The sequence below is a fragment of the Mesorhizobium sp. genome (assembly GCF_004963255.1).
GTDB lineage: Bacteria > Pseudomonadota > Alphaproteobacteria > Rhizobiales > Rhizobiaceae > Mesorhizobium.
Genome location: NZ_SUGA01000006.1, coordinates 102,986 through 124,422 on the forward strand (window position 1 = coordinate 102,986; position 21,437 = coordinate 124,422).

Genomic DNA, 21,437 nt, shown 5'->3' on the forward strand with positions numbered 1-21,437 from the left:
GCCTGGCCGGCGTGACGATCTTCATCGACAAGAACGGCGATGGGCTCAACAATGACGGCGCGGCCAACCAGACGGTGACGGCCGCCGATGGCAGCTGGTCCTTCACCGGCCTCGACGCCAGTTATGCGGGCAAGACGGTCTACGAGGTCCTGCCGGGCGGCTATGTGCAGACGGTCGGCCAGGCCGGCTACCAGATCGTCGGCACTTCGGGCCACGACCAGACCGGGCTCGACTTCGACAACTTCGAGAAGTTCTCGATCTCGGGCACGAAGTACACCGACGCCAATGGCGACGGCAGCACGGCGGGCGATGTCGGCCTTGGCGGCGTGACGATCTATATCGAGAAGGACGGCATCGCGGGCCTGACGGCCGGCGACGTGTCGACGGTGACGGCTGCGGACGGCACCTGGTCGATCGACAACCTCGACTACACGGTTGCCGGCGACAAGGTCTACGAGGTCCTGCCGAACGGCTATGAGCAGACGCTGGGCAGCGCCGGCTACACGATCGTCGGCACCTCGGGCCACGACCAGACGGATCTCGACTTTGCCAACTTCAAGAACTTCTCGGTCTCGGGCACCAAGTACGAGGACCTGACCGGCGACGGCAAGACGGCCGACGACACGCCATGGTCGCACGATCCTGTGACCATCTACATCGACATCAACGACAACCACGTGTTTGACGCCGGCGACCTTTCGACGACGACGGGGGCCGGCGGGGCCTGGTCGATCGGCGGTCTGACACTGGCCGATGTCGGCAAGAGCATCTACGAAGTGGTGCCGGCCGGCTCCCAGCAGACCGGCATCCTTGTGCAAACGGTCGACAACCCCGGCAGCGGCGGCGTTGACACCGGCAACGACTTCACCAACTTCCTGCCACCGCCGGGCCAGGGCTTGACGCCTGGCTTCTGGAAGAACCACATCGATATCTTGAATCAGGAGCTGGGCGAGTACCATTCGGGCTGGACCTCCAAGACCTCCTTTGAGGAGATCTTCGAGTTCCAGAACCTTAACATTATCTCTGGAAATCCCTCGATCGCGGATGCGTTGGGAGCCAAGGGTGGCGGCATCCATCACCTCGAACGCTCCTCGGCGGCGGCGTATCTCTCGGCTGCAGTCACCGCCGTGCCCGACGGCCCGGGCGGTAAACCGGAGCTCAATTTCAGTTTCTCCGCGGCGACCAGTGCGGACCCGACCATCATCTCTATTCTCAATCTGATCGACACGAACGATGATCACACGCTCCAACCAGGCGAGGTGACTGCCGCGGTGAGGGACGTCCTTAACGACACCAACGCCCCGACCTCCAACTTCGGCCTGACCGGTCAACCGGGGATCAACGATGTCGCCAACGCCTTCGACGCGATGAACAACCAGACGCATCCGGACGCTAGCGTCTTCCTCGTCTAGCAAGCTGCGCGCTGACCTCGCGCAAACAGCGATGGGGGGGCACCTTGCCCCCCATTGTTCTGCGTCGTTGCCGGGCAATTGGCGCGGTCGACCAGTCCGGCGCCGGCAAGCTGGCGGGCGACGCGCAGGTTCTGCCGGGACAGTACGAAAAGAAAAGCCCGCCAATCGGCGGGCTTCCTTTGCTTTGGCTGGAGGCCTTTGCTTAGTTGAACTTGTACTTGGCGTCGATCCGCACGGTGTGGAAGGACGGTGTCGAGGTGAGGAAGTCATCGACCGGTGCGCCGAGGTCAGACGAAAAGTCCTTCTTGGCGAACTGCGAGTAGCGATATTCGATGCCGACCGTCATCTTGTCCGAAACGGCCGTTTCCAGACCGGCACCGACCGAGAACCCGCTGGAACCCCAATCGAGGATGTCGCCGATCGGGTCGGAAGCATTGAGGTCGAAATGCTGCCAGCTGTAACCGCCAAGCGCGTAGGCGAGGGTGCTTTCATTCACCTTCATGCCGATGCGGCCGAGCACGTCGAAGCCGTAGTCGGTGTCGAGGTTGATCTGCCCGCCAGGCACCTCAAGCTTCGAGGTCATGCCGGAGTAGCGCGCATCGACGAGGATACCGGCCACCCAGCTGCCCATGTCCTGGTCGTAGCCGATGCTGCCTTCGCCGAACACGCCTTCGCCGCCCAGGCCGTTGAAGTTGACACCGAGCGGGTCGGAGTCGATCGAATGCACGGACGCGCCGGCGCCAAAGCCACCGCCGACATAGAAGCCGGTCCAGTTGTAGGAAGGCGTCTCGAAGCTGGCCGCGCCGCCGTCATTGGCGTTGAAGCGGTAGCTCAGGGCCACTTCGAAGGTGTGGCGCGAAGTGTCGAGGTTGAGTGTGCCGTCCGGCGCACCGAACTGCGACAGGAGATCGTCTTTGGTGCTGAACCGCGTGTAGCGATACTCGCCCTTCAGCGTCCAGTTGCTGTTGATCGCCGTTTCGACGCCGGCGCCGACGAAGTAGCCACCCTGATCCCAGTCCATGCCGAAACCGGCATTAGTGTCGAGCTTGTACTTCTGCCAGGCATAGCCGCCCAGCACATAGCCCAGCGTGCTCGGCGTCAGCAGGTAACCGGCGCGAACGCCGACATCGAAGCCGTAGGTTTCCTTGACGTCGGCGCTGAGGCCACCCAGGGCGCCCACATCAAGCGACGTCTTGAGCGTGCCGACATGCGTGTCGATCAGGCCGCCAAGCAGGAAGCGCTGCGAGACCATGTAATCGTAGCCGACGGTCGCCTGGCCGAAGATGCCTTCGCCGCCAATGCCGTTGAGCGAGACGCCCGGAAGGATGTCGCCGCTGATCTTATGCACATTGGCGCCGGCGCCGACACCGAAGCCGACATAGACGCCGCTCCAGTTGAAGCCGGGAGCAGCCTGCTCCTGGACAACGTCGGCGGCATGCGCGGCCGACATCAAGGCAACGGCCGAAACAGCGCCCAGCAGAACGGATTTCGCGGAAACACGAAGAAGAAGCATAGCCCATAACCCCAATTAAAACCCGACGCGCTTCTAGCAGGGGTTGTTGAAATTTGTGATGGCAAAAATGCAACACTCGAGGATCGAACTGCCCAATTCCTGGGCAGCTTTCCCCAGGACTCGGCGATTCCGGTAAAAATGCACCCAAAAAAGGTCAGTTTGGTTGCAGAAGCCGTGAGGGCTGGTCGGATCCGCCGCGGGACTCGATGGGCGAGGACCTCGACATCGTGATCTCGAACGCCGCGCACGCTTGTCCTTCTCGGCCAGCCGCGTCTACAGCGCTGAGTTCCGCGCGCTGACTTCAGCAATGCCGACCGCGCCCGCCGCGCCGGCGAGCGGATGGGCGAGCCGAATCAGCGAATCGTCACCGGGGAGGGGAGTTGGCCGATGCGCGATGGCCGCCAGCCCGGCGAGCTGATCGGCGCGGGCGAGGGAGCGTTGTTGTAGGGGAGCGAAGGGGTTGCCGGAGATAGCGAGGCTTCTGGATGGCGGAGGCGGTATCAAGCAGAAAGCGGGCGGGGTGGAATGGTCAGTCATCCGCTCGCGGCAGAGGAAAAGCTTTCTCCTACCTAGACTAAACACTCGACATCAGGCTGTATCGGCGCGGACGTACTCCAAGCAAGCAGAAGACCATGGCATTTGGGGTTTTCATTCACCGCACAGATTCGATCTACGACGACAGCCCCGCTGAGCAGTATCAATTCCCTCGTCAGTATCTGAGCCGTGTCGAAGCCTGCGTCGGCGATTGGATCATCTATTACGAACCCAGCAAGGTGACCGAGACGCGCGGTTACTTCGCGATGGCCAAGGTCCAGCAGGTCATTCCCGATCCCGCGGCGCCTGGCATGTACCTCGCTCTGATTGAACCCGGAACCTACCTCGATTTCGTCAATCCTGTGCCGTTCAATGGAACCGGTGGTCTTGTCGAACGCGGTTTGCTCAATAACGAGGGCAGAATATCCGGCCGCGCCCAATCCGCCGTCCGCCCGCTTAGTGCTGCAGACTTCAACCGCATCATCGATCTGGCTTTCGATGCTAGCGAGGTGATGCTGCCGCGCGTCGATGAAGCCGGCTTTCAGGAAGAGCAGGCGCCGTTTCAGTTTGAGCAGAGCCGCGACCGGGTGAACTACATCGGATCGCGGATAGTGCGGGATCGTATCTTTCGCCGCATCGTCCTGCGCGCCTATGACGAACGCTGCGCGATCACGGGGCTGAAGCTGATCAATGGCGGCGGCCGAGCCGAGGTGTCAGCCGCCCATATTCGACCGGTCGAAAGGAATGGCCCGGACGTCATCAACAATGGCATCGCGCTGTCCGGCACAGCGCATTGGATGTTCGATCGAGGATTGATCAGCCTATCCGATGATCTGGAGATACTGATCTCGCGGCAGGTCAACGACCTCGACAGCGTGCGGGGGCTCATAAACAAGACGTGCCGCGCTTCAGCCGGCCCGACCATTTGAACGCCCGCATCCCCGTTTCCTACAATGGCACCGCGAGCATTGTTTCAAGCAGTGAGTGCGGGGGACTATGCTGTACATCCATTCGGTGTTGGGACTGCAGCGATATTGTTGTCATATGCATATTTCTGTGATCAGTTGTTATTGAATAGCCAATTGTCTGGGGGGATGAAATGGCCGAAAAATCGAGACCGTTTTCCATTTATCTTTTGTGCGAAAATTATGATGCAGACAACGCTCTCGTAGACGATCATCAACTGGATCTCGCCGAGGCCAACAACGCGCCCGAAGGCGCGGTTATTTATATATCTGACGCCGACCGTAAGCGCCCCTGGTGGCGCTCGTATTTCGGCATTGAGGATGACATTTGGCAGGAGTTCAAAGGGGCTCTCTTGTTCTTGCCGGTAGGCGAGCGTCATTTTGCTATCTGCTTTGGACAAGTTCATCACAATCTCAAAGACGCCGCCTACGAGTACGACTTTGGCCTACGTGTTACTCTGAATATGCTTGATCCAAAAGAACTACGAAGCGCCGACATGGTCGAACCCGGACCCGCGCGACGAAAGCGCACACAAGTGCCGATTTCCACTGAATTGACGTACCTGGATTTTGACGCCAACAGTGAGATCATCAAGAGTCTCACCGGTAAAGTGAAGCCGGAGTTTGAAGAACTTTTCAAGAGTGCTACAGGCTCAGCTAGCCTTAAAATCAGCCTCAAAATCCAGCCGAAAGAACTGTCTGATCGATGCAGCCGATTTCTGGAGCTTTATGAGAGTGACGAATACAAGGCATCGTTTCCAAATATCGAAAACATAACACCCGTGCGAAATCCAGCCGATATTGCGCCGTTGGATGCTCACCTGCTTGCCTCGATCAGAGAGAAGAACGGGGCGACGACTCTCACCATTCCCGATATCGTCGACTACAAGGATAACACCTGCTGCATGTTTGGGGGAGGTGAAGGCCCGAGCCAGATTTATCCTGATATTTCCATAGAGCAATTCTACGAATACGTCGGTGATGAGAAACTTGCCGATCTCACTTTGGATGCCCTGAAACGTGAATTCCGCCTTGTCCTCACCGACACAGAAGGTGTGGCCGAAAAGTCATACGGGCTCTATCGCAGCGTCCTATTCGACATAGAGCCACCGGGTGAGGACGTGATCTACCATTTATGCGAGGGTGCTTGGTATAAAGTTGAAAAGGCTTTCGCCGCGCGGCTGAGAACTTATTTGGACGCCAAATGCGAAGTGACAGACCTAAGCCCTTACGATCACGACGTTATGAGCAAGGGGAAGCGGGTTTACAGTGAGGAGAACTACAACGAGGCAATGGCTGCAGCTCACCTGGGAGTTCTTTGCCTTGATCAGACTGATATCAGCCCCTCTGGAAACACAGCAATTGAGCCTTGCGACTTATACACTGCGCGCGCCGATGCAGCCGCGGCATCCGGTCAGCGAGGTATATTTTATCACATCAAGATTTCCACGCGCTCGTCGCACCTCAGTCATCTGTTCAACCAAGGCGTGAATTCTGTTGAACTAATCACGCATGAGGCGGCTTCTCGTGATAAGATAGAAGCGATCATAACGGAAAAGCTAGCCGGCGCAGATCCCACTGACTTTTTGGCGCCGTTTGTGCACTCGGACTACAAGATCGTGTTTGGTATCATCACTCACAAGGGCACGGCGGGAGCGTCCGGGAACCTCCCCCTTTTTTCAAAGCTTAGCTTGATGAGAAACATGCAGCGGCTTGACTTCGCGCGAATTCCTTGCGCGCTCACTTTCATTCCGGACCATAGCGACGCCAAGGGTGGACATACACCCTATCAAAGTTACCTAGTAGAGGTAATACAAGACGGAAAGAGGAAAGTGGTTCGGGCCGTAGACGGCCAGGGACTGGATATAACGATAAATATTAAACGCTGCCCCAAGGCAGTTTCAGACAGCGCGCCCGGCGCGCGCTTCAATGTGTCTGTTAAGGTGAGAGACGATGAATATTCATCTTCTCATCTTTGGCCCTATTCGGCGGTCGCTTAGCTGCAAATGCGTGCGCGTTTTAACGGGTGGCCGCGCATTACCGAAACATAGTTCGCACTGGTCCGCTCAGTAGTCAATTCTGTCGGCTGCGTCAGCGGCGAAAATCGCCGCCCATTTGTGATAAGCGTTGTCGCAAGCACTCTCCCGATGTTCATAAGGCCAGTTGTTTAAACCTGACGTCATCAAGGTCAGTTGGCCTGCGAGCTTAGAGACGATTTCCAGCAACGATTCCAGCTGCCCAAAGGTAACAAAGCGTTTCACCTCATCCCAGCCAATGTGCGCTATTGCAGTGTTTCTGAAACTCTGAAGATTGCCGAGAGCCTTCCAATCGATATGCGCATAGTCGGCATTGAATTGATCGATGAATTTTTGTGATTGCACAAGGTTTGGCTTCTCTTCCGGCGGTGAAGCGGCGTAGGCCCGCGCGACCTCCATCACCGATTCCGGCTTCTTAAGGTAGCGATGGACCGACTGCAGCGATATCTTGGCTTGCCTATCGACAGTAGCGAAGACGCGAACGACGCATAGCAGTGCTGCCATTTGGCGGTAATGGTCGGCATGACTGACGACCGGGGCGGATTTGTCTTTGGTCTCGCCGATTGCCCGATTGATCCCTGCATAGATTCCATAAGCGTGCGCAGCCATGGAAGCCCACTCGTTGAGCTTCGGCGTCATCTTCAGTACTTCACCGATCGAGGGGATATATGGCTGACCCGTCAAAGATTCGCTCCGGTTGGTCATTCGCGACAAGCGCGGTTGGCTTCGCGGCAGAACGCGAGATCGCGCGGCTCATTCTGTCCCCGCTTTCCACAGCTATCCGCAGTAGTAATCACCGGAAGACTCACCGCTACTAATCCCCTTTCGGGGCTACGCGAAAATGCCGGTTAAATCAAAAGAGGGTGCTTTTCCAATCAGGCTTACCCTTCCTAACCAACAGGTTGATCGACTATTCCGAAATGCCGGTGAAATAGCCAGTTTCCTGACGTCCGAACGAGACCATTGGCGGCAGCAAAACGAGCCATCTAGCATTTCATTGCCAGGCGGAAACGGGACAGTTTCATTTCTCAATGCAATGATGGCCACACCTTTCGAAGAGGCGCTTAGAATTCAAGAAAAACCTCTCGACGCGATAGGCCTCTTGGAAACAAAGGGCGCCATCATAAGTGACGGGATTTACGGGCGCCACCTGAAGACCATCCGTCAGGAGAAGCCGAAACTGTATGTTGGTGCCGCGGCGGCTGTCGCCGCATATCTTGGGCCGCACAATACGTGGCCGGATGCTAGCCGCAATCCTCTCTCCATAGGACAGTGGTTCTCGGGGTTGGGGGGGACAATCGAATTTCTTTCTCAAACGAGATCGACAAAAGCGGAGGCCAAAGCACTCGAAAGAGTTATCACGACCGCCCAAGCCCACCGTGCTGAGGCAGAGGAGATCAAACTGGAATTCCAGAATTGGCAGGACGCCACGCGAAAGGAATTCCAGGCTGAAATTGAGGCCCTCAGGCAAAGCAGTGCTGATACGTTCAAAAGTGTTAGGTCACAACTCGCCCAGTCGCTCCTTGATTCAAATACCCGGACTGCGGAACTCGAGGATAAGGTTCGGAAGCGCTTGATTCTAGAAGCGCCGACGACCTATTGGTCGAACAAGGCTAACTCACACACCAAGATCGCTGCGCTTTTTGGGTTGATCTTCCTTGGTTCTCTCGGCTTCGGAATCTACTGGCTCACGCATTGGGGAGTTGACCTGGTAGCAACGGCGCACGAGCGGATCGTGGGAAACGCTCAAGACCCAGGTCTCCTCGCCCTCGTGCCTCTAGCATTCATTACATTGCCCACTCTCGCGTTCGCATGGCTGTTGCGCCACGTGAGTCGGGTAATTGTACAGAACATGGCACTTGGGGCAGATGCTCGGTTGAGAGGAACGATTGCTACCACCTACAGCGCGTTAACCCTCGAACAGGATGCTTCCCCCGCGGAATTGGCGATCGTCCTGAACGCTCTGTTCCGTCCAGTCGACGGAAGCACGCACACGGAGATTGCGCCGCCCAATTTGGTGGACCTCCTCGAAATGGTGAAGAAGTAGGCGCGGCCCTTCGCACCAAGCTCCCGTTTTTTATCGACACGCTCCGCGTACACCATGCGCGGCTCTGGCGGTTCCGCCGAAGGGCACCATTGACGAACAATCGCGTCGCGGCTCTGCCCCATCCCCCTTGCCAACCTCCCCACCTTCCCCTAATCTCCTGCATGAGAAAACCTTTTCCCAACCCGCCGCTCGCCCGCTGACCTCACCCGTCATCACCGCGCAGGGCGATAAGAGAAAACCTTTTCCCAGCTCAGGGATTCCGCCGCGCCCATGCCTTCCAACGCCGAGCCAGCGCCAGTTTCCGCCAAGCCGCCGGTCACGCTGCGCGAGGTGGCGGCCGCGGCCGGCGTCAGCGTGGCCACGGCGTCCAAGGCGCTGAACGGGCAGGGACGCATGACCGCCGAGACGCGCGAGCGCATTCGCGAGACGGCGCGGCTGCTCGGCTTCCGGCCGAACAGCCTGGCGCAGAGCCTGCTCAGAAAACGCTCCTTCACAGTTGGGCTGCTCACCAACGACACCTATGGCCGCTTTTCGCTGCCGCTGATGGCCGGCGTTTCGGATGCGCTGGTCGACAAGGGCGTGTCGGTGTTCCTGTGCAATGTCGAGGACGACCAGCGGCTCGGCCAGCTGCATGTCGAGGCCATGCTCGACAAGCGCGTCGACGGCATCGTCGCCACCGGAAAACGCATCGACCGCCATCTGCCGGTCGATCTCTCCAACCTGCGCATTCCGGTCGTCTACGCCTTCACCCAGCCCGATCCCGGCGCTGTCGGCCTCGTCTCCGACGACGCCGGCGGCGCGCGGCTGGCGGTCGAGCATTTCCTGCGGCTCGGCCGCCGGCGCATCGCCCATGTCAGCGGCCCGGCGAGCTTTGCGGTGGTGCACGCGCGGGCGCAAGCCTGGCGCGACGTCCTGAAGGAGAACGGCCTGGCCGCGAGCGAGCCGCTGCTCGGCGCCTGGTCGGAAGCCTGGGGCCATGATGCAGTCGAAAAACTGTTCGGCCGTGCGGGGAGGGAAGAGTGGCCGGATGCTGTCTTCTGCGGCAACGACCAGATCGCCCGCGGCGTCATCGACGCGCTACGCGAGCGCGGCATCCGCGTGCCCGAGGATGTCGGCGTCATCGGCTTCGACAATTGGGAGATCGTGGCCGAGGCGACGCGCCCGCCGCTCACCTCCGTCGACATGAATCTTTCGACGCTCGGCCGCGAGGCCGGGCTTGCTTTGCTTTCGCTCGTCGACGGCCAGCCGGCCGCGCCGGGCATCAGGAAACTGCCGTGCCGGCTGGTGGTGCGTCAGTCATGCGGAGGTCCGCCGGAATGAAGCAACGAGGCCGCGCGCCCGCATCCGCCGGGCGGCGTGGCCAAACTGGGAGGAGAACCATGAGGAGGAGTAACATGAAGACCATGCTTGCCAAGCTGATGCTTGCGGCGGCCGTCATCGGCGGCGGCCTCGAGGCGGCGTCCGCCGAGACCGCCAACATCTGGGTGCGCGCCGACGGCTCGAACTTCATGCCGCGCATCGTCGACGCCTTCAACAAGGCGAACAAGGACCAGATCAAGCTCGACATCATTCCCAATGCCGAGATCATCCCGAAATATGGCGCGGCCGCCGCCGGCGGCACCGCGCCCGACGCGCTCTCGCTCGACCTGATCTACACGCCGTCCTTCGCCGCCGCCGGCCAACTGGAGGACATCACCGACTGGGCGAAATCCTTGCCCTATTTTTCGAGCCTGTCGCTGGCGCATGTGAAGACCGGCACCTATAAGGACCGCATCTACGGCCTGCCGTTTTCGGCCGACGCCTCGGTGCTGATCTGGAACAAGAAGCTGTTCAAGCAGGCGGGGCTGGACCCGGAGAAGGGGCCGACCAACTGGGCCGAGATCGCGGCCGACGCCGAGAAGGTCAACGCGCTCGGCGGCGACATCAAGGGTTTTTACTTCTCTGGCAATTGCGGCGGCTGCAACATCTTCACCTTCACGCCGCTGATCTGGGCCTCGGGCGGCGACATCCTGTCGGAGGACGGCTCAAAGGCGACGCTCGACAGCCCGCAGCTGCGCGGCGCGATCGACCTCTACCGCTCGATGATCAAGAAAGGGCTGGTGCCCGAGGGCGCGCAGACCGACACCGGCGCCAATTTCTTCGCCGCCTTCGCCGGGGGCAAGATCGGCATCTCGCCCTCCGGCGCATTCGCCATCGGCGCGCTCAACACGCAGTATCCTGATATCGACTACGGCATCACCTTCCTGCCGGGCAAGGATGGCGGCTGGTCGTCCTTCGCCGGCGGCGACAATTTCGTCGTCACCAAGGGCACCAAGAAGATCGCCGTGGTGAAGGAGTTCCTGGACTTCGCCTATTCGCTGGAGGGCCAGACCATCCTCGCCAAATATGGCAGCCTGCCGGTGCGCAACGACATCGCCAAGGACGCGCTGAAGGATCTCGACCCGCGTTACCAGGTAGCCGCCGAAGCGATGGCCAAGGGCAGGACGCCCTATTCGGTGGTGTTCAACGACCTGATCAACTCCGCCAACGGTCCCTGGACGCAGATGATCAACGAGGTGTTCTTCGGCGACGACGTCGACGGCGCCATCGCCAACGCGCAGGAGACGATGCAGTCGATCATCGACCAGGCGCCGAACAAGTAGAACACCAGGGCCGGCCGGCGGCGGGGATCGCGCAACGCCTCGCCGCCAAGGCCCTGACCGGCCGCCCGCCCCGTCTCCCTGGCCGGGCGGCCGGGATGTTGCATCGCTGAACGGCAGGGTTATAGCGTTGAGAAAGCTCACTCTCACTGGCATCGCCTGTTTGAGGCGCCGAGAGGTTCGCGCCCCCCTTCTCCCCTTGTGGGAGAAGGTGGATCGGCGCGCAGCGCCGAGACGGATGAGGGGTGTTCCAGGGAACGCCAGCGCCTCGCTCCGCTGGAACACCCCTCATCCGTCGCCTTCGGCGACACCTTCTCCCACAAGGGGAGAAGGAGGAGTGAAACCATGACCGCCATGACCGCCGCCTCCGCTCCCGCCCGCTCGCGCACCAGCGCCAGCCTGCGGCAATGGGTGGGTCTGCTCTATGTCCTGCCGGCCGTCGCTTTCGTCACCGTCTTCTTCGTCATCCCGCTTGGCATGACGGCGTGGATGTCGCTGAACAACTGGCCGCTGATGGGCGAGCATGCCTTCATCGGCTTCGACAATTATGTCGCGATCCTGCGCGACACCCGCTTCTGGAATGCGCTGAAATTCACCTTCTACTACACGGTGATCGTCACCATAGCGATCTTCGCCGTCGCCTTCCCGCTGGCGATCTTCATCGAAAAGCCGCGGCCGCTCACCAATCTCTACCGCACCGCCTTCTTCATGCCGGCGGTGGTGGGCTTCGCTTCGGCGAGCCTGCTCTGGTCCTGGCTCTTGAATGTCGATTCCGGCCTGTTCAGCCCGGCCGCTTACGACCTCGGCCTGACCGAAAAGAAGGTCAATCTTCTTGCCACCTTCCAGCCGGCGTTCTGGTCGATCATCGCCATGGTGGTGTGGAAGGTCGCCGGCTTCACCATGATCATCCTGATGACCGGCCTGCAGTCGATCCCGCAGGACCTGCAGGAGGCAGCCGTCATCGACGGGGCAGGGCCATTCGCCAGGTTCCGGGCGATCACGCTGCCCTTGATGCGCCGCACACTGGCGCTGGCGCTGATCCTGTCGGTGGCAGGCTCGATCCTCGCCTTCGACCAGTTCTACATCATCCTGCGCGGCGGCCCGCGCAACCAGACGCTGACGGCGGTCTACTGGATCTTCAACCAGTCCTTCGTGTCGTTCAAGCTCGGCTATGGCGCCGCGCTCTCCATGGTGCTGCTGGCCATCCTGGTGGCGCTCAGCCTCGTCCAGCTCTGGCTGCTGCGCAAGCCCGAGGGGCTCGACTGATGGCCGAGGCGATGTCGCAAAACCGCAAGGCCGCCTTCAGCCTCGCCAGGCATTCCACCGGCATCATCGCCTCGGTGCTGTTCCTGGCGCCGATCGTGTGGACGGTGCTTTCGACCTTCAAGCCGGCGCAGGAAGCGCGCCAGCCGCCGCTGCCGCCCTGGCCGACCACCGGCTTCTCGGTCGAGAACTACGAGACGCTGAACGCCTTCGGCGACGGGCTCTGGGTCTCGGCGCAGAACAGCATCTATGTCTCGGTGATGACGGTGCTCCTGTCGGTGCTGGTCAGCGTGCTTGCCGGCTACGGCTTCTCGCGCTTCCGCTTTCCGTTCCGGGACTTCTTCTTCGTCCTCATCCTGTCGACGATCATGATCCCGTTCCAGTCGATCCTGACGCCGATCTTCCTGGTGCTGACCAGGCTCGGCCTGCACAACACGCTGACCGGGCTGGTCTGCGTCTATGTCACGCTGCAATTGCCCTTCTCGATCTTCATGATGCGCAACGCCTTCGACGCGGTGCCGCGCGAGATCGAGGAGGCGGCGCGCATGGACGGCGCCAACAATGTCACCATGCTCGTCAAGGTGATGCTGCCGCTGGTCTGGCCGGGCGTCGTCACCATTGCGCTGTTCGCCTTTCTCGGCGCCTGGAACGAGTTCCTGGCGGCACTCGTGCTGATGACCGACCAGTCCAAATTCACCCTGCCGGTGATGATGACGGCGCTGCAGTCCGGCCGCTTCGGCGCCATCGACTGGGGCGCGGTGCAGGCGGGCGTCACGGTGATGATGGTGCCTTGCCTGATCCTGTTCCTGGCGCTGCAGCGCTTCTACATCCGCGGCCTAATGGCCGGGGCCGTCAAGTAATTCGAATGGAGTGAACCTCATGACCGCATCGCAGCCCACCAAAGAGGCCGGCACGTCCGCCAGGCCAAAACTCGCCTTCCGGCCGTTGCCTGTGCCGCAGGTCGATGTCCGCGGCTTCTGGGGCGACCGTGTCGATGCGGTGGCTAGCAAGACCGCCGGCATCCTCTACGACCGCTGCGTTGAGGCGCGTATGCTGGAGCAGATCGATCCGGACCGGCCGTCGCCAGGCGTCGTCATTCCCTTCCATTCGCCGTCGCCCGACGAGGCCGACGGGCAGGACGCCGAGTTCACCGGCTCGACGGTGACGACGCAGATGTTCTGGGATTCCGACTGGGGCAAGACCATCGAGACCGCCGCCTATTCGCTCTACCGCCGCCGCAATCCGGAGCTGGAAAAGAAGATCGACGCCGTCATCGACATGTACGAAAAACTGCAGCAGGAGGACGGCTATCTCTCCAGCTGGTACCAGCGCATCCAGCCCGGCCTGCGCTGGACCAACCTGCGCGATTGCCACGAGCTCTACTGCGCCGGCCATCTGATCGAGGGCGCGGTCGCCTACTTCCAGGCGACCGGAAAGCGCAAGCTGCTCGACATCATGTGCCGCTACGCCGACCACATCGCCTCGATGTTCGGCCCGGAGCCTGGCAAGAAAAAGGGTTACTGCGGCCATGAGGAGATCGAGCTCGCGCTGGTCAAGCTGGCGCGGGTAACGGGCGAGCAGAAATACATGGAGCTCGCCAAATATTTCATCGATCAGCGCGGCCTTGAGCCGCATTATTTCGACGAGGAGGCGCGCGCCCGCGGCGCCGATCCGAAGGCCTATCACTTCAAGACCTACGAATATAACCAGTCGCACAAGCCGGTGCGCGACCAGGACAAGGTCGTCGGCCACGCGGTCCGCGCCATGTATCTCTATTCCGGCATGGCCGACATCGCCACCGAATATGGCGACGACACGCTGCGCGTGGCGCTCGACCGGCTCTGGGACGATCTGATGACCAAGAGCCTCTACGTCACCGGCGGCCTTGGGCCGTCGGCGCACAATGAGGGTTTCACCAGCGATTACGACCTGCCCAACGAGACCGCCTATGCCGAGACCTGCGCCTCGGTCGGCCTGGTGTTCTGGGCAAGCCGCATGCTCGGCATGGGCCCGAATGCCCGTTACGCCGACATGATGGAGCGCGCGCTCTACAACGGCTCGATCTCCGGCCTGTCGCTCGACGGCTCGCTGTTCTTCTACGAGAATCCATTGGAGAGCAGGGGCGGCCATCATCGCTGGAAATGGCACCGCTGCCCCTGCTGCCCGCCCAATATCGGCCGCATGGTGGCCTCGATCGGCAGCTATTTCTACGGCCTCGCCGATGACGCGCTGGCGGTGCACCTCTACGGCGACTCGACCGCTCGCTTCGAAATTGGCGGCCGCCAGGTTACCCTGGTCCAGACCAGCAACTATCCCTGGGACGGCGCGGTCGCGATCGAGGTCGGGCCGGAAGCGCCGGTGGAATTCACGCTCTATCTCCGCATCCCTGCGTGGTGTCGCAAGGCCGCGCTGCGGGTCAACGGCAAGCTGGTCGATCTCGAGGCGGCGACGGTCGACGGCTATGCCGCGATCCGGCGCGAGTGGCGCCAGGGCGACAAGGTCGAGCTCGACCTCGAAATGTCGATGGCGCGCCTCTTCGCCAATCCGCAGGTGCGCCAGGACATCGGTCGCGTAGCGCTGGCGCGCGGCCCGCTGGTCTACTGCGTTGAGGAAACCGACAATGGCGGCGGGCTGCATCGCATCGCTCTGCCGCGCGAGGCAAAGCTCGAGGCCCATAAGGAGCCAAACCTGCTCGGCGGCGTCGTCACCCTTTCGGCTATCGGCAGCAGGGCCGAGACGGAAAACTGGGGCGCCGATCTCTATCGTCCCGAGCCGCCGGCGACTGAGGCGACGAAGCTCAAGGCGGTGCCCTATTTCGCCTGGGACAATCGCGAGCCCGGTGAGATGCTGGTCTGGCTGAGGGAGGGGTAGACGGGCCCGGCTACAGATGCACGAAGGCCGTCAGCGGCAGGTGATCGGAGGCGACGCGCGACAGCGGCGTGTCATGCGCCTCGACGCCTGAAACCAGACCGTGCCGATTGCCCATGATGCGGTCGAGCGCCAGCACCGGCAGGCCGGACGGGAAAGTGGGCACCGCCGGTGGCGTCGGCCCGAAGGTCGTGTGCAGCGTGTTCAGCGCCGAGCGGTTGCCGAGCCGCCATTCGTTGAGGTCGCCAAGCAAGAGCGTCGGCCTTTCGTCGGCGCTGCTCATGATGTCGAGCACGACGCGAGCCTGTTCCGAGCGCGAGCGGCGCAGGAGGCCGAGATGGGCGGCAATGACGCGCAAGCTGCGTTTCTCGTCAAGATCGATTTCGGCGACCAGCGCGCCGCGCGGCTCCAGTCCCGGCAGCTTGAGCTGGTGGACGTCGCGCACGGTGCCGCGCTTGAACAGGAGCACATTGCCGCGCCAGCCATGCCCCTTGCCGTTGCCCGAGACCGGCACCGGCACCAGTCCCGTCTCCAGTTCCAGGCGGGCGAGATCGAGCAGCCCGGCCCTGTCGCCGAAGCGGTTATCGGCTTCCTGCAGGGCAATCACGTCGGGGCTGATCTCGCGGATGACGCGGGCCGTCCTGTCAGGGTCGAACCTGCGGTCCGTGCCGATGCATTTGTGGACGTTGTAGGAGGCGACGACGATTTCAGTGTCGTTGACTCGCTTGCGCGGCGTCGCCTTCGCCTTGCGCGCGTTCCTGGCGCGGATCGACAGGAGCACGGTCTCCGGCAGGCTGCGTCCCTTGATGTCGTCTATCTCCATGATCCTGCTGCTCGATTTCCTGCTCTAAAGATAGGGCGATCCCAGCCACAGCAAACGGTCGAAGACGCGGATTACGAATGGCCTTGCATTCAGCGTCTCCAGCGTCACCGGCTGGGCGGTCGAGATGGCGGCCGCGATGCGTGCGTCGATCTCGGCGGCGAAGTTTTTGTCCAGGACTTCCATGTCGATCTCGAAATTCAGCCTCAGCGAGCGCGCGTCCAGATTGGAGGAGCCGACATAGGCCCACACGCCGTCGATCGCCATCAGCTTGGAATGGTCGAACGAGCCCTCGTGGCGCCAGACCCGGCAATAATGCTTCAGAACCTGGTCGAACTGCGCCGTCATCGCATGATCGACGAGGAAAAGGTTGTTCACCGCCGGCACGACGATGTCGATTTCGACGCCGCGCCGGCCAGCCGTGGTCAACGCGCTGATGAACTCCCGGTCCGGCAGGAAATAGGGCGACATGATGCGGATCGATTTGCGGGCGACCGAAAACGCGCCCATCAAAAGCTTGAGGTTGGTTTCGTTGGAGGCGTCCGGCCCGCTCGCCACCGCGCGCACCAGCACCGGCTGCCCGGGCGGTGGCGCGGCGCGCTCGACCTGCCAGGGTCCGTCCTTCAAGGCCTCGTTGCCGGCAAAGCGCCAGTCCTCGGCGGCAACCGAAAACAGGTCGGCCACCACCGGTCCGGTGACCTCGAAATGCGTGTCGCGCGAACTGTCGGAACCGGCGAATTCGGCCGAGAATCCCTTTCGGATGTTCATGCCTCCCGTGAACGCCACCGCGCCGTCGACGATCAGGATCTTCCTGTGCGTCCTCAGATTGGCATAGGGAAGTCTCAGGCCCATGACGATGTTGCCGTTGAAGAGGTCGACGGTGACGTCGGCCTCCCTGAGTTGTTTCAGGATGCTCGGCACCGAATAGCGCACGCCGACGGCGTCGATCAGCACGCGCACGGTGACGCCGCGCTTGACGGCGTTGCCGAGCGACTGGACGAAAAGCGCCCCCACCGCGTCATTGTCGAAAATATAGGTTTCGAGCAGGACGCTTCTTTGCGCCGCATCAATTGCCCGGCACATCGCCGTATAGGCCTCGTCGCCGGTCTTGAGCACGGCGATGGTGTTTCCGGAGGTCAGCGGACGCCGCGCCACCCTGTCGCCGAGCGTCTTCAGCCCGGTGAAGCGTTGTCCGTATTCTGCGTTGATCAGGGCTTCTAGGGCGACGTCGCGGTCATGCCTGGCGGCGGCGTCGGGCGACGGCCGCATCGCGCTGATCGTCGCGCGGCGGATGCGGTTGATGCCGGCGATGGCGTAGATGATCGCGCCGAGAAAGGGCGAGAGTAGCATCACGCCGACCCAGCCGGTGGCGGCGCGCACGTCCTCCTTGGTCATGATGGCGTGCACGATGCCGACCGCCGCCATCGCCAGCGAGAGGATCAGGATAAGCGTCGACCAGTGACTCGCAATCGCGTCAAGCATTGTCCCGACTATGGAGCGAGCCGGGGCGGAAAGGCAATGCGGCGGGTTATTCCGCGCTCATTCAGCCATCGGTCGAGATGGTTACGGCCCTCCAGGCTTCGATCTCCTGCTGCAGGCGTTCGATACGTTCGGACACGAGCTTGAGGGCGTCGCTGCCAAGTAGGAGCTGCTGCGGCGGAGCTTCGGATTCCACCAAAGCCAACACGGCCTTGGCAAGCTTGCCGGGGTCGCCAAGCTGCCTGCCGCTTTTCGCCTGCCGGGCTTCACGGATCGGGTCGAACAGCGCGTCATAATCCGCGATAGACCTTTCGGTCCGGACCATGGAGCGCCCGGCCCAGTCCGTCCGGAAGGAACCGGGGCAGACGGCCGTAACGCGAACGCCAAACGGGGCCATTTCCGAACGCATCACCTCCGATATGCCCTGGAGCGCGAACTTGCTGCCACAGTAGTAAGCAATGCCCGGCATCGTGATCATGCCGCCCATCGAGGTGACATTGACGATGAAGCCACGGCGTCGCTCGCGGAACTTCGGAAGAAACGCCTTGGCGACCGCCACGGCGCCGAAGACGTTCACGTCGAACTGACGCCGCATCTCTTCGAGCGGTGACTCTTCAAGCACGCCTTCGTGGCCATAGCCGGCATTGTTGATCAGGACATCGACGGGCCCGTGCTCTTCCTCCGCCTGCGCGACGACGTCCGGCACGCGGTCGAACTCCGTGACATCGCACATGACCGTCCGCATCGCAGGCAGGGATCTGCCGAGTGCCGCGCGTGACGTCTCGGACCGTACGGCGCCGATGACCGTATGGCCTGTTTGGATGGCGGCGGAAGCGATGGCGAGGCCAAAGCCGGAATTGGCACCGGTGATGAAGAAGGTCTTTTTCGCCATTGTCTGCCGTCCTTGTTGATGGAGTGTGGCTTGACAGATAGTATTGTGCGGTGGGCATCCCGATTGCGGTTTCTATGAATTCCTTGCCAAATCCTATCGAAGCAGATCCCGGACGAAAACGGGAACTGGTCGATCTGGCCGAAGGTCTCGGCGAACGCATTGGATACAACGCCACCGCACTCCAGAGCGTGCGGGTGCTCCGGACGGAGGCCGTGCTCCATGACGTCCCGGTGCTTTATGAGCCGGGCGCGGTGTTCGTCCTGCAGGGAAGCAAGCGAGGCATCCTCGAACGGGAGGTCTACCTCTACGACGAAGAACACTATTTGGCGGTGTCGGTGCCGGTTCCGTTTCGAATGGAGTCGATGGCCAGCCCCGATCGTCCGCTGCTTGCCGTCTATGTCGAGTTTGACATGCGGCTGGCGGCCGAGATTGCAGGGCGGCTGGAGACGCATTCCGCAATGGGAAGCGACAGGCCGCAAAGCCTCATATCGAGCAGGATGGAGGCCGATATTGAGGATGTGCTGCTGCGCCTTTTGAAGGCGCTTCGCAACCCTGCCGAGACCGCCATTCTTGGATCAGGCCTGCTGCGCGAGCTGCATTACCGGGTGCTGATTGGCCCGCAAGGCGGCGCAATGATCGCAGCCTTGCAGCAAAGGGGCAGGTCGGGAAGGATCGTGCGGAGCCTTGCATGGCTGCGGGAAAACTACAGCTGCGAAATCTCGGTCGCCGATCTGGCGAGAGAAGCAGGCATGAGCGTGCCTTCCTACCACCTCCATTTCAGGGAGATGACCGGAAGCAGCCCGATGCAGTACGTGAAAGCCATGCGGCTGCACGAGGCAAGACTGATGATCGCGCGCAAGGGCACGATTGCTCAGGCCGCGGCTTCGGTCGGCTATGCGAGCGCGGCTCAGTTTAGCCGTGATTTCAAGCGGCATTTTGGGCGCACGGCTTCTGAAGAGATGAACTGGGTCCGTCGCCATCTGGGCGAGCTTGCCTGGGCGGAGTAGCCGCCATTGGCGCTCAGCCGGCTCCTCGGTCTATGGCTTCCTGAAGAAGCCCGACAGAATATTCGGACCCGCTTCTCCGGGCCGCAGCCTGATCCCGTCCTCGAAACAGTTCAGGGTCACACAGTCGAAGCCGTTGTGCGCGAGCAGCGCCACCAGCGAGTCGCGGTCGAAGTGGTGCAGGTGCTCGTTGGGGAGGCGCATGCGCCAGGTCCGGAACCAGGCGTCGCCGTCGGCGCCGAGCTCACGCCAGCGGCAATAAGGGACGGCGACGGCCAGATGCCGGGTCTGCAGGCGGGCGAGGAAGCTGAGATCCGGGATGTGCTCGAGCACGTCGAACATGGCGACGAGATCCCACGAGCCGGCGAGCGCCTCCTCCCAATCGACAAAGCGGACACCTTGGGGCAGCGGAAACTCGGCGATGTCGCAGCCGGCGCAATCGGCGACGCCGGTAATCTTGGCGGCTTCGATGAATGTGCCGGTGCCGTATCCGATCTCCAGCACCGAGCGCGGAATTTCGCCGGTGATCCCCAGCACCCAGCCAAGCCGCTGATAGCCGAGCTTGATGGTCCGGTCGCTCAGGTCCTCGTAGTACGAGATGTATTTCTTGTCGTACTTGATCGGCGTGAAGTCGATCTGGTGGATCACGCCGAATTCGTCCGCCTCATAATTATCCAGCATTCAGACGCCGCCTCCGCATCCGAATTCTCTACATGGCAGAGCTAAACGCAACGTAACGGGAACGCTGAGCGCTTGCGTCAAATCCCGTTGGTGCGCCTCGCCATCAGCCGCAGCCAAGGCGTCAGATGGAAGCCCGCCATCAACAGATACATCGGCGCCATGCCGCTGAGGACCGAGGCTTCCGACATGCACGTCATGTCGTGATCGCCATAGGCTGCCGTCAGCAGCGCCATCATGGCGAAGGTCGGCGCCGCGGCGAGGCAAAGCCAGTCGGCGAGGCCGAAGCCGCTCAAGCCGGTTGGGCGAGGGGCGGAATTGTGGATGCTCATGATATTCACCTTCCCGAAGTGGTCGGGTTTTTAAATGTTCGGAGAGATGCCGGGATCGGCTTCGGCGGCGCGGTTCGCGCCGCCGGAGTCGCTTCACGTTCAGGCGCTCTTGTTGCGGAACGCCGCTTCGCCGGCATCCGAGACCTCGACCCATCTCTGATCGGGGGCGGTGCCCGCTTCGTAGTTGTCGTGCCAGTTCCACCATTTGTAGGTCTGGGTCTGCGGATAGCCCGCGGGCGAGTCCTCCCACACCTCCTGACGGCCGAGCGGCGTGACGTCGAGATAGCTCCAGACGGTGCCGAAGGCTTCGTCGCCGCGGTTGTTGACGAAATAGGTGCGGAAGATGCGCTTGCCGTCATGGATGAAGACGTTGTGGCCGTGCCATTGGTCGACGCCGAAATCCTTATCCCAGCTGTCGGTGATGGTGTACCAGGGCATCTTCCAGTCCATCTGTTGCTTCAACCGCTGGATGTCGGCCTGGGGCGCGCGCGAGGCATAGGCAAGCGTGGTGTCGCGGGCGTTGAGATGGGCAAGGTTGCCGACCATGTCGGCGCCGAGCGAGCAGCCGCGGCAGGCATGTTCGGGCCAGCCAAAGACGCCCGGCTCGAAGAAGGCGCGGTAGATGACGAGCTGGCGGCGGCCTTCGAAGAGGTCGAGCAGGCTTGCCTTGCCGTTCGGGCCTTCGAACACATAGTCCTTGGTGACTTCCATCCAGGGCATGCGGCGGCGTTCGGCGGCCAATGCGTCGCGGGCGCGGGTCATCGCCTTTTCCTTGACCAGCATTTCTTCATAGGCGCCTTCCCACGCTTCCTGCGAAACGACCGGCGGTGTCTTCATCTGTTGGGTCATTGCTCTTGTCCCGTTCTTGGGTTTGGTTGGGGGTGACAGGGACAGACATAGGCCGCATGGTTCGATGGTGAGAGTTACAAGTGTGACGCGATTTGATCTGGCGGGC

16 protein-coding genes and 2 pseudogenes are annotated in these 21,437 nt (G+C 61.6%); 10 read left to right on the forward strand and 8 right to left on the reverse strand.

All coding sequences use genetic code 11. The annotated features are described in order from the left end of the window. Positions 1-11: 11 nt before the first annotated feature. The gene (locus E5X34_RS09650) at positions 12-1,412 is read left to right on the forward strand and encodes a hypothetical protein (protein WP_292563421.1); all 1,401 of its coding nucleotides are present in this window, start codon (positions 12-14) and stop codon (positions 1,410-1,412) included. Between the two features lie 202 nt (positions 1,413-1,614). Here the strand turns inward: E5X34_RS09650 and E5X34_RS09655 are convergent, their stop codons facing one another. Continuing rightward, positions 1,615-2,862, reverse strand: a complete 1,248-nt coding sequence (locus E5X34_RS09655) for an outer membrane beta-barrel protein (protein WP_292563723.1) — start codon at positions 2,860-2,862, stop codon at positions 1,615-1,617. 695 nt (positions 2,863-3,557) lie between these two features. Between E5X34_RS09655 and E5X34_RS09660 the strand changes: the two are divergent. Together E5X34_RS09660 and E5X34_RS09665 are read left to right on the forward strand one after the other, a co-directional pair. Beyond that, positions 3,558-4,443, forward strand: a pseudogene (locus E5X34_RS09660) (HNH endonuclease). 115 nt (positions 4,444-4,558) lie between these two features. Then, positions 4,559-6,424 carry a DUF6119 family protein gene (locus E5X34_RS09665; protein WP_292563424.1) on the forward strand — a complete coding sequence of 622 codons (1,866 nt, stop codon included), beginning with the start codon at positions 4,559-4,561 and terminating at the stop codon, positions 6,422-6,424. A gap of 66 nt (positions 6,425-6,490) precedes the next feature. Here E5X34_RS09665 and E5X34_RS09670 read toward each other — a convergent pair whose 3' ends face one another. Then, the gene (locus E5X34_RS09670; RefSeq protein ID WP_292563427.1) at positions 6,491-7,099 is read right to left on the reverse strand and encodes a hypothetical protein; all 609 of its coding nucleotides are present in this window, start codon (positions 7,097-7,099) and stop codon (positions 6,491-6,493) included. 202 nt (positions 7,100-7,301) lie between these two features. Between E5X34_RS09670 and E5X34_RS09675 the strand changes: the two genes are divergently transcribed. The 6 genes from E5X34_RS09675 to E5X34_RS09700 all read left to right on the forward strand — a co-directional run bounded on the left by E5X34_RS09675 (position 7,302) and on the right by E5X34_RS09700 (position 15,280). After that, positions 7,302-8,507 carry a DUF6161 domain-containing protein gene (locus E5X34_RS09675; protein ID WP_292563429.1) on the forward strand — a complete coding sequence of 402 codons (1,206 nt, stop codon included), beginning with the start codon at positions 7,302-7,304 and terminating at the stop codon, positions 8,505-8,507. Between the two features lie 270 nt (positions 8,508-8,777). Beyond that, the gene (locus E5X34_RS09680; RefSeq protein ID WP_292563432.1) at positions 8,778-9,827 is read left to right on the forward strand and encodes a LacI family DNA-binding transcriptional regulator; all 1,050 of its coding nucleotides are present in this window, start codon (positions 8,778-8,780) and stop codon (positions 9,825-9,827) included. A 74-nt stretch (positions 9,828-9,901) separates the two neighbouring features. After that, the gene (locus E5X34_RS09685) at positions 9,902-11,149 is read left to right on the forward strand and encodes a sugar ABC transporter substrate-binding protein (protein ID WP_292563436.1); all 1,248 of its coding nucleotides are present in this window, start codon (positions 9,902-9,904) and stop codon (positions 11,147-11,149) included. A gap of 342 nt (positions 11,150-11,491) precedes the next feature. Then, entirely contained in the window at positions 11,492-12,412 is a 921-nt protein-coding gene (locus E5X34_RS09690; RefSeq protein WP_292563439.1) for a sugar ABC transporter permease, read from the forward strand. After that, positions 12,412-13,269 carry a carbohydrate ABC transporter permease gene (locus E5X34_RS09695; RefSeq protein WP_126083150.1) on the forward strand — a complete coding sequence of 286 codons (858 nt, stop codon included), beginning with the start codon at positions 12,412-12,414 and terminating at the stop codon, positions 13,267-13,269. The genes E5X34_RS09690 and E5X34_RS09695 overlap by 1 nt, the downstream gene beginning before the upstream one ends. A gap of 19 nt (positions 13,270-13,288) precedes the next feature. After that, positions 13,289-15,280 carry a glycoside hydrolase family 127 protein gene (locus E5X34_RS09700; protein WP_292563442.1) on the forward strand — a complete coding sequence of 664 codons (1,992 nt, stop codon included), beginning with the start codon at positions 13,289-13,291 and terminating at the stop codon, positions 15,278-15,280. A gap of 10 nt (positions 15,281-15,290) precedes the next feature. Here the strand turns inward: E5X34_RS09700 and E5X34_RS09705 are convergent, their stop codons facing one another. The 3 genes from E5X34_RS09705 to E5X34_RS09715 form a co-directional block, all read right to left on the reverse strand. Further along, a complete protein-coding gene (locus tag E5X34_RS09705) occupies positions 15,291-16,100 on the reverse strand; it encodes an endonuclease/exonuclease/phosphatase family protein (protein ID WP_292074136.1) in 810 nt (269 codons plus the stop codon). Between the two features lie 24 nt (positions 16,101-16,124). Beyond that, complete coding sequence (locus E5X34_RS09710) at positions 16,125-17,579, reverse strand: phospholipase D-like domain-containing protein (RefSeq protein ID WP_292563445.1); 1,455 nt, start codon at positions 17,577-17,579, stop codon at positions 16,125-16,127. Between the two features lie 61 nt (positions 17,580-17,640). Next, positions 17,641-18,468 carry an oxidoreductase gene (locus E5X34_RS09715; protein WP_292563448.1) on the reverse strand — a complete coding sequence of 276 codons (828 nt, stop codon included), beginning with the start codon at positions 18,466-18,468 and terminating at the stop codon, positions 17,641-17,643. Between the two features lie 74 nt (positions 18,469-18,542). Between E5X34_RS09715 and E5X34_RS09720 the strand changes: the two genes are divergently transcribed. Continuing rightward, positions 18,543-19,475 (forward strand): AraC family transcriptional regulator, encoded by a 933-nt coding sequence (locus E5X34_RS09720; RefSeq protein WP_292563726.1) that lies wholly within the window; start codon positions 18,543-18,545, stop codon positions 19,473-19,475. Positions 19,476-19,505: 30 nt separating this feature from the next. Here the strand turns inward: E5X34_RS09720 and E5X34_RS09725 are convergent, their stop codons facing one another. From E5X34_RS09725 to E5X34_RS09735, 3 genes and pseudogenes are all read right to left on the reverse strand, one after another. Next, positions 19,506-20,153 (reverse strand): class I SAM-dependent methyltransferase, encoded by a 648-nt coding sequence (locus E5X34_RS09725; RefSeq protein WP_292229305.1) that lies wholly within the window; start codon positions 20,151-20,153, stop codon positions 19,506-19,508. Between the two features lie 77 nt (positions 20,154-20,230). Next, positions 20,231-20,428 (reverse strand): annotated as a pseudogene (locus E5X34_RS09730) (hypothetical protein); the annotation flags it as partial. Between the two features lie 153 nt (positions 20,429-20,581). Further along, positions 20,582-21,331: a DUF899 family protein gene (locus tag E5X34_RS09735; protein WP_292563452.1), complete on the reverse strand. Its 750-nt coding sequence runs from the start codon at positions 21,329-21,331 to the stop codon at positions 20,582-20,584. Between the last annotated feature and the right edge of the window lie 106 nt (positions 21,332-21,437).

Bases quoted from the DNA above. Each gene is read 5' to 3' on its own strand.
- E5X34_RS09725 (WP_292229305.1), bottom strand. From the start codon at position 20,153: ATGCTGGATAATTATGAGGCGGACGAATTCGGCGTGATCCACCAGATC.
- E5X34_RS09680 (WP_292563432.1), top strand. From the start codon at position 8,778: ATGCCTTCCAACGCCGAGCCAGCGCCAGTTTCCGCCAAGCCGCCGGTC.
- E5X34_RS09720 (WP_292563726.1), top strand. From the start codon at position 18,543: ATGAATTCCTTGCCAAATCCTATCGAAGCAGATCCCGGACGAAAACGG.
- E5X34_RS09675 (WP_292563429.1), top strand. From the start codon at position 7,302: ATGCCGGTTAAATCAAAAGAGGGTGCTTTTCCAATCAGGCTTACCCTT.
- E5X34_RS09705 (WP_292074136.1), bottom strand. From the start codon at position 16,100: ATGGAGATAGACGACATCAAGGGACGCAGCCTGCCGGAGACCGTGCTC.
- E5X34_RS09670 (WP_292563427.1), bottom strand. From the start codon at position 7,099: ATGACGCCGAAGCTCAACGAGTGGGCTTCCATGGCTGCGCACGCTTAT.
- E5X34_RS09665 (WP_292563424.1), top strand. From the start codon at position 4,559: ATGGCCGAAAAATCGAGACCGTTTTCCATTTATCTTTTGTGCGAAAAT.
- E5X34_RS09715 (WP_292563448.1), bottom strand. From the start codon at position 18,468: ATGGCGAAAAAGACCTTCTTCATCACCGGTGCCAATTCCGGCTTTGGC.
- E5X34_RS09735 (WP_292563452.1), bottom strand. From the start codon at position 21,331: ATGACCCAACAGATGAAGACACCGCCGGTCGTTTCGCAGGAAGCGTGG.
- E5X34_RS09695 (WP_126083150.1), top strand. From the start codon at position 12,412: ATGGCCGAGGCGATGTCGCAAAACCGCAAGGCCGCCTTCAGCCTCGCC.
- E5X34_RS09655 (WP_292563723.1), bottom strand. From the start codon at position 2,862: ATGTCGGCCGCGCATGCCGCCGACGTTGTCCAGGAGCAGGCTGCTCCC.
- E5X34_RS09685 (WP_292563436.1), top strand. From the start codon at position 9,902: ATGAAGACCATGCTTGCCAAGCTGATGCTTGCGGCGGCCGTCATCGGC.
- E5X34_RS09690 (WP_292563439.1), top strand. From the start codon at position 11,492: ATGACCGCCATGACCGCCGCCTCCGCTCCCGCCCGCTCGCGCACCAGC.
- E5X34_RS09710 (WP_292563445.1), bottom strand. From the start codon at position 17,579: ATGCTTGACGCGATTGCGAGTCACTGGTCGACGCTTATCCTGATCCTC.
- E5X34_RS09700 (WP_292563442.1), top strand. From the start codon at position 13,289: ATGACCGCATCGCAGCCCACCAAAGAGGCCGGCACGTCCGCCAGGCCA.